This window comes from Bacillus sp. NPDC093026 (assembly GCF_044754665.1).
Lineage (GTDB): Bacteria > Bacillota > Bacilli > Bacillales > Bacillaceae > Bacillus > Bacillus maqinnsis.
In genome coordinates this window covers 67,835-80,817 of record NZ_JBIVPN010000009.1, presented here as the reverse complement: position 1 = coordinate 80,817, position 12,983 = coordinate 67,835, and the positions used below count along the sequence as shown (strand labels likewise).

At 41.0% G+C, this 12,983-nt stretch carries 15 protein-coding genes; 7 read left to right on the top strand and 8 right to left on the bottom strand.

Going from position 1 to position 12,983, the window contains the following annotated elements; translation table 11 throughout:
* The first annotated feature begins 65 nt into the window (after nt 1-65).
* Entirely contained in the window at nt 66-1,025 is a 960-nt protein-coding gene (corA, locus tag ACIQCE_RS15225) for a magnesium/cobalt transporter CorA (RefSeq protein ID WP_353856357.1), read from the top strand.
* A 78-nt stretch (nt 1,026-1,103) separates the two neighbouring features.
* Here corA and pdaA read toward each other — a convergent pair whose 3' ends face one another.
* Complete coding sequence (gene pdaA, locus ACIQCE_RS15220) at nt 1,104-1,895, bottom strand: delta-lactam-biosynthetic de-N-acetylase (protein WP_400495810.1); 792 nt, start codon at nt 1,893-1,895, stop codon at nt 1,104-1,106.
* 99 nt (nt 1,896-1,994) lie between these two features.
* Nucleotides 1,995-2,186, bottom strand: a complete 192-nt coding sequence (locus ACIQCE_RS15215) for an SE1561 family protein (protein WP_400495808.1) — start codon at nt 2,184-2,186, stop codon at nt 1,995-1,997.
* Between the two features lie 146 nt (nt 2,187-2,332).
* On the opposite strand from ACIQCE_RS15215, the gene yfkAB reads away from it, so the two are divergent.
* From yfkAB to ACIQCE_RS15200, 3 genes are all read left to right on the top strand, one after another.
* The gene (gene yfkAB, locus ACIQCE_RS15210) at nt 2,333-3,454 is read left to right on the top strand and encodes a radical SAM/CxCxxxxC motif protein YfkAB (protein ID WP_400495806.1); all 1,122 of its coding nucleotides are present in this window, start codon (nt 2,333-2,335) and stop codon (nt 3,452-3,454) included.
* Between the two features lie 7 nt (nt 3,455-3,461).
* Nucleotides 3,462-4,298 carry a mechanosensitive ion channel family protein gene (locus ACIQCE_RS15205; protein WP_400495804.1) on the top strand — a complete coding sequence of 279 codons (837 nt, stop codon included), beginning with the start codon at nt 3,462-3,464 and terminating at the stop codon, nt 4,296-4,298.
* Between the two features lie 345 nt (nt 4,299-4,643).
* Nucleotides 4,644-5,363, top strand: a complete 720-nt coding sequence (locus ACIQCE_RS15200; protein ID WP_400495802.1) for a YebC/PmpR family DNA-binding transcriptional regulator — start codon at nt 4,644-4,646, stop codon at nt 5,361-5,363.
* A gap of 40 nt (nt 5,364-5,403) precedes the next feature.
* Here the strand turns inward: ACIQCE_RS15200 and ACIQCE_RS15195 are convergent, their stop codons facing one another.
* The 3 genes from ACIQCE_RS15195 to ACIQCE_RS15185 all read right to left on the bottom strand — a co-directional run bounded on the left by ACIQCE_RS15195 (nt 5,404) and on the right by ACIQCE_RS15185 (nt 7,764).
* Nucleotides 5,404-6,186, bottom strand: coding sequence for a YfkD family protein (locus ACIQCE_RS15195; RefSeq protein WP_353856363.1), 783 nt, complete (start codon nt 6,184-6,186; stop codon nt 5,404-5,406).
* Between the two features lie 67 nt (nt 6,187-6,253).
* On the bottom strand, nt 6,254-7,321 hold the full coding sequence (gene cax / locus ACIQCE_RS15190) for a calcium/proton exchanger (protein WP_400495800.1): 1,068 nt from the start codon (nt 7,319-7,321) through the stop codon (nt 6,254-6,256).
* A gap of 65 nt (nt 7,322-7,386) precedes the next feature.
* On the bottom strand, nt 7,387-7,764 hold the full coding sequence (locus tag ACIQCE_RS15185) for an OsmC family protein (protein WP_400495798.1): 378 nt from the start codon (nt 7,762-7,764) through the stop codon (nt 7,387-7,389).
* 77 nt (nt 7,765-7,841) lie between these two features.
* Between ACIQCE_RS15185 and ACIQCE_RS15180 the strand changes: the two genes are divergently transcribed.
* Nucleotides 7,842-9,002 carry an MFS transporter gene (locus tag ACIQCE_RS15180; RefSeq protein WP_400495795.1) on the top strand — a complete coding sequence of 387 codons (1,161 nt, stop codon included), beginning with the start codon at nt 7,842-7,844 and terminating at the stop codon, nt 9,000-9,002.
* 409 nt (nt 9,003-9,411) lie between these two features.
* On the opposite strand, the gene ACIQCE_RS15175 is transcribed toward ACIQCE_RS15180, so the two are convergent.
* The 3 genes from ACIQCE_RS15175 to ACIQCE_RS15165 are packed head-to-tail and all read right to left on the bottom strand — an operon-like array spanning nt 9,412 to nt 11,069.
* Nucleotides 9,412-10,230 carry a YihY/virulence factor BrkB family protein gene (locus tag ACIQCE_RS15175; protein WP_400495793.1) on the bottom strand — a complete coding sequence of 273 codons (819 nt, stop codon included), beginning with the start codon at nt 10,228-10,230 and terminating at the stop codon, nt 9,412-9,414.
* Nucleotides 10,231-10,248: 18 nt separating this feature from the next.
* Complete coding sequence (locus tag ACIQCE_RS15170; protein ID WP_400495791.1) at nt 10,249-10,578, bottom strand: hypothetical protein; 330 nt, start codon at nt 10,576-10,578, stop codon at nt 10,249-10,251.
* A 20-nt stretch (nt 10,579-10,598) separates the two neighbouring features.
* Nucleotides 10,599-11,069 carry a low molecular weight protein-tyrosine-phosphatase gene (locus tag ACIQCE_RS15165; RefSeq protein ID WP_400495789.1) on the bottom strand — a complete coding sequence of 157 codons (471 nt, stop codon included), beginning with the start codon at nt 11,067-11,069 and terminating at the stop codon, nt 10,599-10,601.
* A gap of 174 nt (nt 11,070-11,243) precedes the next feature.
* On the opposite strand from ACIQCE_RS15165, the gene ACIQCE_RS15160 reads away from it, so the two are divergent.
* Together ACIQCE_RS15160 and ACIQCE_RS15155 are read left to right on the top strand one after the other, a co-directional pair.
* Complete coding sequence (locus ACIQCE_RS15160) at nt 11,244-12,602, top strand: alanine/glycine:cation symporter family protein (protein ID WP_400495787.1); 1,359 nt, start codon at nt 11,244-11,246, stop codon at nt 12,600-12,602.
* 70 nt (nt 12,603-12,672) lie between these two features.
* A complete protein-coding gene (locus ACIQCE_RS15155) occupies nt 12,673-12,891 on the top strand; it encodes a DUF1128 domain-containing protein (protein WP_353856371.1) in 219 nt (72 codons plus the stop codon).
* Nucleotides 12,892-12,983 lie beyond the last annotated feature (92 nt).

Sequence of the window (12,983 nt, the reverse complement as noted above, 5' to 3'; positions counted from 1 at the left end):
ATTGACAAAATGAATAAGTTTGCTCACACTGCTTCATGATATAATGCAAGTCTGGAGGGGTGCATATGCTGAAAAAAATTGCAGTAACAAAAAACGGAGACTTGATTGAACATGCAACATTACAGCAGCTTTCAAGCCCCGATATCGCTTGGTATTGGATTGACTTTCACGCGCCAACTGAAAAAGAAGCAGCAATGCTGAAAGAATTCTTTCAGTTTCACCCGCTTGCGATAGAAGATTGCTTCCATTATTTGCAGCGACCTAAGCTTGATTTTTATGATGGGTATTTATTTTTCGTTCTTCATGCCCTCAATCAAAAAACACTTCGTTCAGAGGAAGTAGATCTCTTTGTTGGTGAAAGCTATATCGTTACTTTTCATTTAAAAGAAGCGCCATACATTGATCGTGTGATTCGGAAACTCAAAGCATCTGATCACATACGAAACAGTGGACCTGAGCATCTTGCCTATATGCTGATTGATCAGCTGGTTGATGATTACTTCCCGATTATATATCAGATTGAAGATAGGTTGAATGAAATTGAAGATGAAGAAGGACATAAAACATATGGTACTTTAATGAACGAAGTGTTCGGAATTCGGTCAGATTTGTTAAAGCTAAGAAGAACAATTATTCCGATGAGAGACCTTTTATATCGGATCGTTAACATTAACATGATAAAAAGCGACAAAAACCGACAAGCCTATTTTAATGATATATATGATCATCTTCTAAAATTGACAGAGATTGTTGAGTCTAACCGAGATATGACAGCAGACCTTAGGGACAGTTATCAGACGCTGAATTCTAATCGGATGAATGCGATTATGATGACATTGACAATTGTGTCCACCATATTTATTCCGCTGACCTTTATTGTTGGGGTCTATGGAATGAATTTTGATTACATGCCTGAATTGCACTGGAAATACGGCTATTACGGGGTGCTCATTTTCATGGGAATTCTTGTCTCCGGCATGCTCCTATGGTTTAAACATAAAGGGTGGTTTCGTATTTTTAAATAACAAAAGGCGGACAAGATTCCCTTGTTTTCACGTCATAGGGGAAAGGAAAAAGCCTGCAGATGTGCTGCAAGCTTTTTTCTATAGCTGAGGCAAATGCCATACTTTTTGAAGCATGAGATCGTCTAAGCTTTTAAAAGAATAACCTTGTTTTTTTAAAGACGTGATTGCATCTTCCAGTGCCTCGGCATTATCACGTGATACGGTGTGAAGTAAATAAATTGCACCTGGGTGAGCCTGTTTTATCATTTGATCATAGGCATATTGTTTTCCTTTTTGATGGTGAATATGCCAGTCTACAAAGGCAACCGACCAGAAAACGGTTTGATAGCCTAGCTGTTTCGTTTCCTTTAATACCCTTTCACTAAACACCCCGCGCGGAGGACGAAGGTAAAGATTATCTTGCTTTCCCGTTATTTTGTAAACCGCTTCATTTACACTGTCTAGCTCCTCTTTGATTTCATTAGCAGTCTTTTTCGTTAAATCAGGATGATGGAATGAATGGTTGCCAATAATATGCCCTTCCTCTGCCATACGTTTCACAAGTTGTGGCTGATCCTTTACAAAATGACCTGTGACAAAAAAGGTCCCAGGTACTTTATGTTTTTTCAGCACGTCTAAAATCTTGGGTGTATACCCGTTCTCGTAGCCATTATCGAACGTAAGATAAATTTCTTTCTTTTTTGTATCCCCTAAATAAAAGGCATCATATTTTTTTAAAAGTGTCGTGAGTTTTTTTCCAGCATCTGCTGGTTTGTGCTGTTTGCTTTTGGCAAATCCCCAATGAATGGGTTGGTTCGACACTGCTGTTGCTTCTGAAATTGGCATCGACAAGAAAAGTGCACATAAACAGATCAGCATATATTTTTTCATCTTCGTCACTTCCCGGTTTTTCTTATATTGTGCAGAATCTGACCGAGACTCATACTGACTTTGACCTGCCAATTTAATGAAAAAGCCCGCATGTGCAAGCTACTGATCTTTCCAATCGGTTTTAAAACGTTCGTATTTCGCTTCTAAATCATCAATCATCTGAATGAGTCTGTCTATATCCTCAACATCTGTTGATTCGGGATCTAACGAATCAATGACATGCATCAACATATCTAGTCGGTTCCTTAAGTAATCGACTTGCTGCTCTTTACTATCTGCTGCCTTGCCCATAGAGACACTCCCTTTTGCATTTGTTTATAGCTTATCTTTTTTTGCATTTCAAATCAATTCCGCCCGACTTGCGTATAACGGAAATGAGGCTTAAAATTAACTGTTGGCGGGTCTTCGTTTGCCCGAATGAAAAGGAGATAGATACCATGAATCAAAAAACAGCACTTCGTCCAATTACCCCTGCATACGACCCTTGGGAAGCCTATCTCGATGTGCAGGACTACGGAGAAATGAAGCTGACAAATATTGAATTGACGACCACCACTTTATGCAACATGAGATGTGAGCATTGTGCAGTTGGCTATACATTGCAACCAAAAGACCCAAATGCACTGCCTCTTGACTTGTTACTTCGCCGTCTAGATGAGGTCCCTTTACTTCGCTCACTTAGCATTACAGGCGGGGAACCTATGCTTTCTCTAAAATCTGTCCGTGAATATGTAGTGCCTTTATTAAAGTATGCTCACGAACGCGGTGTCCGTACACAAATAAATTCAAACTTAACGCTTGATTTGGCTCGATATGAGGAGATTATTCCATACCTTGATGTCCTCCACATTTCACATAATTGGGGCACTGCCCAGGAATTTGCAACGGTTGGCTTTGCCATGATGGACAGAAAACCAACCTTTCAGCAGCGGGAAAAATTATTTGACCGAATGATCGAAAATAGTCAGGCACTTGTCAAAGCGGGCGTGACTGTATCCGCAGAGACAATGTTGAATAAGCGTACATTGCCTTATATTGAGCACATTCATCGTCAAATCGTGGAAGAGATGAAATGTCAACGGCATGAAGTTCATCCGATGTATCCAAGTGATTTTGCCAGTGCACTTGAAACATTGACGCTCCCGCAAATGCGTGACGCCATTCATCAGCTACTGGATATTCGTGATGAGGACACATGGATGCTATTCGGTACTTTGCCATTTTATTCATGTAGCACAGACGAAGAAGACCAGCGTCTTCTCGAAAGATTGCGTCAAGCCAAAAACGTCACCGTCCGAAATGATCCTGACGGCCGCTCCCGATTGAATGTGAATATTTTTGATGGGAATATTATTGTGACAGACTTTGGCGATACGCCTCCACTCGGTAACATTGAAACAGATACACTGCAATCTGCGTACACACGCTGGATGGAAACAAAACTGGCAAAAGAGCTGAACTGTCATTGCCCAAGCGTAAAATGTCTAGGTCCTAATGTTCTTGTGAAAAACAGCTATTATCAAGATGTCGATTTTACTTCTCGAACGGCCAGGGGGTAACCTTTAGATGAACGATACATTTCTGACTGTAGTCAAAAACAAATACATTGAAATTCTGCTTATTGGACTCATTCTTTGGCTTGCTGTCTTTATGGTCAACAAAGCCCTTCAGCTTTTCTTTAAACGAACAGAGTTTATTGAAGACAAGAAGAAGAAAACGATTGAGAGCTTGGTGAGATCAATCACGAAGTACACAGCCTCTATTTGCTTTGTGATTTATGTCATGTCCCTCTTTTTTGATGACTTTGGAAAAATCCTTGCTGGTGCTGGCGTTGCTGGGATTGTGATCGGTTTTGGTGCGCAAACGTTAATCCGTGATATTTTAGCAGGGATATTCCTGATCTATGAACAGCAAATCCATAAAGGAGACTATGTAACGGTCAATAATCTCTTTAATGGAACCATTGAGGAAATTGGCCTACGCTCGCTTCAAATTAGAGAATGGAGCGGCAAGCTGTTAACCATTTCAAATGGGGACATCCGGCAAATTCAAAACTACAACATGCACTATATGCGAATTACAGAATCTGTGTTAATTAGTGCTAATCAGGATCCTGACATCGCCTTTCAGGCATTGGAAGCAGCTTGTGACCAACTGAATCAAAACCATCATGACTTTCTGAAAAAAGATGAATTCCAAGAAGCCATTGAACCCTTTCAGGTTCACGGTATTATGGGACTCAACAAGCTGAATCGTGGCATTGAAATCACAGTCAAAGGGATGGTCGAAGATGAAAGATACTTTGAAGCTGCCCTTGCTGTCCGTAAAGAAATGATCAAACAGCTTCATCAGCATGGTGTGAAATTGCTCGAAGATCTCGTCTATCCACAACCTGTCAAATAACCTCCTCTTTCATGATCTTGAAAAAAGGAACAAAACATCTACGCAATTGATCATATGTTATTTGATAAGGACACGGTAAAAAACGCCTTTGTTAGATCGTCCATATGAAGCTGAAAAACGGCGATTGCGGGCATTTTTTCTGTTAGACGGAAAGTCGAAATGACAAGAGCATATGAAAAACTCAAAACACTGGAACAACTCGGACATATCAGCTAAGGAATTCAGTACTTTTCAGCCCTCTTACTTCTATCCCCTTGACTGATTCATGTATAATAGAAAGCAGAGTGTCATGCAGCATGGGGACCCTCATACTGTGTATTTACTAAGTGAAAGAGAGTGAATAAGATGGGTCGTAAGTGGAACAACATTAAAGAAAAGAAAGCATCAAAGGATGCAAATACGAGTCGTATTTACGCAAAATTCGGGCGTGAAATCTATATGGCTGCCAAACAAGGTGAGCCCAATCCAGAATCAAACCAAGCACTTCGCTTTGTCCTAGAACGTGCCAAAACATATAATGTTCCAAAACACATTGTGGACCGTGCGATTGAAAAAGCAAAAGGTGGTTCTGATGAAAACTTCGATGAGCTACGCTATGAAGGATTTGGTCCAAATGGATCAATGATCATTGTAGATGCACTCACCAATAACGTGAATCGTACTGCTTCAGATGTGCGTGCGGCATTTGGGAAAAATGGTGGAAACATGGGCGTTAGTGGATCTGTTGCCTACATGTTTGACCAAACGGCTGTCATTGGTGTAGAAGGAAAAAGCGCGGAAGAAACACTTGAGCTTTTAATGGAAGCAGACGTTGATGTACGTGACATTATCGAAGAAGATCAAACTGTCATTGTTTACGCTGAACCAGATCAGTTTCATCAAGTGCAAGAAGCATTCAAACAAGCCGGTGTAGAAAAATTCACTGTTGCTGAAATCACGATGCTTCCTCAAAACGAAGTCACATTAGATGATGAATCAAAAGCACAATTCGAGAAATTAATTGATGTATTAGAAGACCTCGAAGACGTTCAGCAGGTTTATCATAATGTAGATTTAGGTGAATAAAAGAAAACCTCTTTCGTGTTGAAAGAGGTTTTTTAGCAAATTAATTCATCCCTTGAAAACCAAAAGTCAGATGATCTTGAACAGGAATCCATGCGCCGATTCCTTGAGAAGTGACGTTTTTGACGACAAGCTTGCGTTTGTTTCCTTTTAACACAAGGTATACTTCACCGTATGTGATCTTTCCTTTTTCGTTGATTGCAGGGGCATAAGCATGCAGAGAAGCTGCTTTTTTTGGAGATACATGGTACGACTGATCTCGTTTTGTTCCTGCACCAATAACTGTATCAAAGGCAAGCGGCAGCTTTGTTTTTTGGATGGCTTTTTGCATCATCAATGTTTTCACATCTTCTGGACTTGGCACTTTGGCTGTAAGTCCACCGCTTACTTTCACTTGCTGCTTTTGAACATATTTGGCGATGGCCGTTTTGTTACCACCTCTGTTGTCAATATGGTTTGTATTCACCTTTTTGTATTCCCAATTCGCAACTGTTTCACTTGATTCGTAGCTAAGCGCCCACCTTCCAAGAAAAATGGTTGCCCTGTACCCAACTGCAAGCGGTGTATCAGAGATGCTTGATTCATTCAGCATTTTAATCAAATGTGTATTTTCAATTGGAACATTGGTTGTTTTAAATAATTCAGCCGTCAGCTCACTTGGCTGAAGAAGCGGCTGATCCTGTGAAGCATTCGGATACGTATTCTCCTTCGATATACTAGCTACAGAAGATGGCACTTTAAAAGGCTTTGCTGCCTCTGCCGGAAAACTATATAGAAAACTTAAGGATAAAAGAACAACAACCATGATGCGAAGCATCTTTTTCATATCATCACTCTTTCTCATTCATTTTTCCATAGTATTTTCCGCAAAGACGTCCCTTATCCCTAAAACATTATAAAAGGAAAAATCCAATCGCCATGATAAAATATGCAGCGAGCAATGTTGCTCCTTCAAACCAGTTTGTATCACCGTCATTCGATATAATCACAGTTAGCAGTACCGATGATGACATGGCAATCAGTTCTGGTAGCGAGAAAATCAGCGGCATCTGCTTTTCGAAAAAAAGAGAGCTGATCACAAGAATCGGTCCGACCATCATGGCGACCTGAAGTGTTGAGCCAAAGGCAATTTCAACAGCGACATCCATTTTGTTTTTATAAGCCATGATAACAGCAGAGGCATGTTCCGCCGCATTACCTACAATGGCGACAATGATGACCCCGATAAACAGCTCACTCCAGCCAAACTGTTCTCCTACCGTATCAAATGTATGAACCAACCGCTCTGAGATATAAGCGACAGCAATGGTCGAAAGCAGCAGAACAATTGTTGCGAAAATACCTGACCATTCTGGTTGTTCTTCTCCTTCTGCCGCTTCGCCGCTTGCGATCTCTTGCTTTGCTACATAAACCCCGCGATGACTAACCAGCTTGAAATATAGGGCTGCCACATAGAGCAAAATCATTACAACGCTAATCCCAATACTTAATGCAAATTGTCTGTCCTCCGCCATTTCCATTGAAAAAACTTCTGGAATCACAAAAGCGACAATGACGGCAAACATAAGCAATCCAGAGTTATGTCTCGCATCATGGACATTAAATTCTTGCCGTTTAAATTTTAAACCGCCAACGAAAAAAGACAACCCTGCCACTAAAAGTAAGTTACCGATGACTGATCCGGTTAATGAGGCAAGCACAATTGCAGTCAACCCTTGTTTTAACGCAAAGAACGATATAATTAATTCAACTGCATTTCCAAATGTAGCATTTAAAAGTCCACCTATTCTTGGTCCTGCAATGATCGACAGACTTTCTGTTGCTCTTCCCATATAACTAGCCAGACCAATAATGGCGATACAATAAATCGCAAACATAACCGCCTGCGGGAAATGGAGTAAACTACCGATAACTGAAAGTGGAACACCTAACACAACAATCACAAGAAATAAACGATTCATACAGTTATTCTCCTTTACATAACGTCTGACTGTTATTCTTTCGTGAGTGCCGTCATCATATACATTTAGAGTCGTTCAAGCGAGGTGGTGATGTCGATGCTACCTTTCACAGATTGCACCATTGAACAGTGCTTCATGGCGAGTTGCACCACTTGTTTCATTTGCTCGTCGGAAACGTCGATATTTTTCATGATGATCAGTAAATGTATATGGGTGATTTGATTTGCTGCACCTTCTCTTGTCGTATTAGAATGAATGATCAATTCTTGATAGGGTATTCGTTTTTTTCGTAAAACATGAATGAGCATTTCACCTAAACAGCCCGCCACTGCTGACACGAACAATTCATATGGTCGATAACCTGTTTTTTCTTTTCTCGATATATTGAGTTGTCCGTAATCGACATTTGCCACCCAGCGCTCATTTTCGTATGTCAGCTTCATTCCTTTTCCACCTTTCTATTGAAACCCCTATTGTTCCATTGTACGATATGAATACATGAACTTGTAAGGAGCTTCCTATGTCAAGAATTCACTTTATGATTTTAATTTTACTTGTATCGGTATCTGGCTTTTCACAGGGCGCATTACTACCTGTCATATCTATTATCTTTGAACATGCTGGTACTTCTGCTACATTAAACGGTCTGCATGCTACAGGATTATATCTCGGCGTACTGCTCGCTTCTCCTTTTATGGAAGCACCGCTTCGACGTTTCGGTTTTAAACCTTTAATTGTGATTGGAGGACTAGCGGTATTTTGCAGTTTGTTCAGCTTTGTCCTATTTGAGTCTTATCTTGTCTGGTTTTTCCTCCGTCTCATCATTGGTATTGGTGACCATATGCTTCATTTCTCTACACAAACGTGGGTGACCTATGCATCTTCTTCTCAACATCGCGGACGGAATATTTCATTGTACGGGTTGTCCTTTGGACTGGGTTTTGCAGCAGGTCCATTTTTAACACCATTGATCGAAATCAATCCATCTTTGCCTTTTATCGTCACAGGTGCGGTCAGTTTATGTATTTGGCTACTCGTGTTTATTCTAAAAAATACATATCCAGATACAGGAGAAGTTCAAACAGAGCATACTAACAGCTTGAAGCGCTTTAAAAAGGCCTTCCAGTTTGGATGGGTCGCCTTTATGATGCCATTTTGCTATGGATTTTTAGAGACCACATTAAATAGTAACTTCCCTGTCTATGCGTTAAGAAGCGGGGTTAGTGTGGATGCAGTTGCGCTTATTTTACCTGCCTTTGCTATAGGGAGTATTGTCTTTCAGCTACCACTCGGCATGCTAAGCGACCGATTTGGAAGGCGGCGAGTGATTTTATGCGTCACGCTCGCTGGGTCATTCTTTTTCCTCATGGCGGGTATTTTCATCCAGTCCGTTTTAGCCGTTGCCATCTGTTTCTTTATTGCCGGAATGGCAGTTGGCTCTACATTTTCACTTGGCATCAGTTATATGACCGACTTATTGCCAAAACATCTTCTTCCTGCCGGGAATTTGATGTGCGGGATGGCCTTTAGTGCAGGCAGTATACTCGGACCGATTCTAGGCGGATTCTTTGTCCAAATGTTCGAGCACGTAAATTTACTCTATCTCGTCAGCATCATGATTCTATTTGTGTTTTGCTGCGTTCGATTTGGGAGAGCATCGGCTGTGCTTGTGAATGAATAAAACCTTTTGATGAGGAGGACATATCATCTTGTTTACCCGCGACATTCCAAATGAACTGAAACTAGACATATTAATGTTAGATGATGCGCAAAAGCTGTTAACACTTATCCATGAAAATAGATCTTATTTAGATGAGTCACTCCCGTGGGTCCATCACTGTAAGAGCCTAGCAGATGTAAAAAATTTTAAAATTCATAAAAATCATGAAAACCCCCTGCAGAGCAGGGGGTTTCATTTCATTAGTGATAACCATTCTGACCGTTCGCACTTCCGCTTGTTTTGTGCTTCGGCTGATGGCCTTTATTTTGTTTTGTGTTGCTTCCGCCTTTTTTCGATTGCTTAGACATGTGGTCATTCCCCCATCCATGAATTGAACAAGTTTGTTCTCCTTTAGGATGCCCTTTTGTCGTTACAGTTTGCCTGGTACGTTTTTACGTTTATATAAAAGCGCATTGAGCTCGCCACCTAGAATGATCATAATGCCGGTTAAATAAAACCAGATCATTAAAATGATAATTCCCCCGATGCTTCCATACATTGCACTATAGTTGGCAAACTCGCCTACATAAAAAGAGAACAGCATGCTCACAAAAATCCACCCGATGGAAGCAAATATGGCGCCAGGCAGCACAAGCTTTAGTTTCAACCGAATGTTTGGGGCAAAATAATATAATGATGTAAAGACAATGAGTAAAATCAGCGGGCTGATGATCCATCTAAGAGCAGCCCACATCGTGAGAAAGGTATCAGATTGACCGACTAAGCTGGAAACAAACAAGCCAAGTTCTTTTCCAAACACAGGTAACATCAGGGCAAAAATAATCGTGAGTACCATTGCAATCGTTAAGATGATGGATGTTAAACGTACGAGAATGAAGGAACGATTTTCCTCCACTTCGTAAGCGTGGTTAAACGCTCTGACGATCGCATTAATGCCATTGGAAGCAGACCAAAGAGCTGCAATAATCCCGAATGACAATAATCCGCCATTCCGTCTATTAAGTGTCTCGTAAGCAATTGATTCAATCATTGATAGAGCACCCTCCGGCGCATAACCAGAGATCACATTCAACACATCCTTTGAGGTGAGTGGCAAATATCCGACTAGCGTCAAAACGAAGATGAGAAACGGGAATAATGAAAGCAAAAAGAAATAGGCAAGCTCTGCAGATTTTGCCGGTCCTTCATGAAGTAAAAAGCGCTCAATTAACGCTTTAACAAAACTCATACGTCTCAGCTCCAATGATCAATCTTTCTGTTTTGATCGAAAGTGATCCTTTGTTTCTTCAATAATCTCTAATACCTTTGGTGTTGTTTCCTTTAACTGATTTATCTGTTCATTTAAAAATGACAAATCATCTGAGACCGTTCGCAAAATCTGCTTCGTTTCTTCAACTTTTTCTTTCATGTAAGCAGACATCTTGCCTGGCTCTTGGCGGTATTCCTCCAGCTTTTGCTGGCAGTCGCTCCATTTGTCTTTTAATGCCGTTCTTGTTGGCCGATGAAATAATGTGAGCAGCATTCCGCAAGCTGCTCCAATGACAGCTCCTCGCAGCACATGATTTTTCTCTTCCATCTCATCTGATCTCCTTTCAGTTAAAGGTTTTGATCTTTCTTTACATACGTCAAAAAACGGTCAATTCCTGTTTCAATTAAATCATAGACTTCCTCAAAGTTCCCTGTGTAATAAGGATCTGGTACATCATCCCGATCGTCCTCTTCTACAAACTCAAGAAGACGACCAATAAAATGATGACTCCCATAGCCGGCGATACTGCGAAGTGCACCTACAATTTCGGCATCCATAGCAATGATATAGTCATATGTTGTAATATCCTCATTAATGATTTGTCTTGCTTTCATGCCTTCATAGCTGATGCCTTTTTGATCAAGCAGCTTTCTCGTTCCTTCATGTGGAGGACTGCCTTGATGCCAGCCGCCAATACCTGCTGAATCAATTACAAACTGCTCTGCAAGTCCTTCGTCCTCTACACGCTTTCTAAACATTGCCTCTGCCATTGGTGATCTGCAAATATTGCCGAGACACACAAATAATACATAAATCATCCTTCATTCTCCCCCTATCTTTTCCCTCAGAGACCCTTTCAAAAACCTTTTCTCTATCATATCAAGCCCTTTTCCTTTTGGAAACTTTGCAAGAAAAACTGTCATTGATATTGACAAATTACACAAAATCAGGAGACACTTTAGGAGAATTACAGAAATAAAGGGGGATATTTTATGGGGTTAATTGAACAGTTTGTCACAAATATGAACAATTTTTTATGGGGCCCTCCCCTGTTAGTTTTAATTGTTGGTACTGGAATATACCTCACCTTTCGCGTTCTCTTCATTCAAATTAGATTACTTCCTTATTCTTTAAAGCTCGCATTTTCAAAACAAGATAAAACTTCTGAAGGCGATATCTCTCATTTCCAAGCGTTAATGACGGCTTTAGCTGCTACCGTTGGAACTGGGAATATTGTAGGGGTTGCCTCAGCTGTCATTGCCGGTGGACCAGGCGCTGTATGTTGGATGTGGTTTGCAGCTTTCTTTGGAATGGCCACGAAATATGCTGAAGCCGTTCTTGCTGTCAGATACCGTGTGAAAAATGAAAAAGGCGAGATGTCGGGCGGGCCCATGTATTATTTAGAGCATGGTTTGAAGCAAAAATGGCTAGGGGTGTTATTTGCTATTTTTGGCGCCAGTGCTGCCTTCGGGATCGGAAATCTTGTGCAGTCTAATTCCATATCTGGGGTCATGAATTCTACCTTTCACATACCAACTTGGGTGACTGGAATCATCATCACAGCCTTTACTGCACTAGTTATTTTAGGCGGAATTAAGAGTATTGGCAGAGTGACATCTATTTTTGTTCCGATTATGGCTTTATTCTACGTCATTTCCGGGCTGTTCATTCTTGTGATGAATGCTGATCTTGTGCCAGGCGCAATTGGTTTAATTTTCTCTGATGCCTTTACAGGTCAAGCTGTTGCAGGGGGTGCCATTGGAACCGTCATACGTTGGGGTGTGGCACGAGGGGTCTTTTCAAATGAAGCAGGTCTTGGTTCAGCGCCAATCGCGGCTGCTGCGGCAAAAACCGATATGCCCGCTCGTCAGGCGCTTGTGTCTATGACCCAAGTATTTATTGATACAATCATCGTTTGCTCCATTACTGGCATTACCATTGTAATGGCAGATATGTATTTAAGTGAGAAAAGTGATGCACTCACTTCCTTATCATTTGCTTATTTCCTTGGGCCTATCGGCTCGACGATTGTCGCCATCGGATTATTACTATTCGCCTATTCCACTATCATTGGCTGGTCCTATTATGGGGAAAAATGCTTTACATATTTAGTCAAAGACTCATATGTGATGTATTATCGCATTGTGTTTGTCATTGCCGTCTTTTTCGGGGCAGTGTTTAAGAATGACTTCGTTTGGGGGTTAGCGGATATGCTCAATGGACTCATGGCGATTCCGAACTTAATCGGGCTGATCGGTCTGTCAGGGGTCGTTGTGTTTGAATCCAAACGTATTATCGATAAGCTCAAGCAAGAGAAAAATGAGAAAAACATCTCCGTCTCTTCTTCATAGCCCTTTTATTCTTTCGCATTTCTGTTAGAATAGATATGATTCGATACAAGCAGGAAAGGACGTGCCACCCTTGTCAGAGCAAAAAGCGGCTGAAGTCAATCAGCTAATTGAAGACATTTCGCAAAAGTTAAACATGCTGAACATGGGAGTCATTAAAGCCGAGGACTTCAGTCCAGACAAGTATGAGGATATTGAATTTCTTCACCAAATGGTCATGAAAAAATCTTCATTCAGCCCAAGTGAAATGCAAGCCATTGCAAGCGAACTGAAAAACTTAAGAAAATCATGATGTGAAAGAAACTGCTTCAGAATGGGGCAGTTTCCTTTCATTTATGTGCTCATAAAAAGCCAGCACCTGTTGATAAGTGCTGGCTTTTCCCT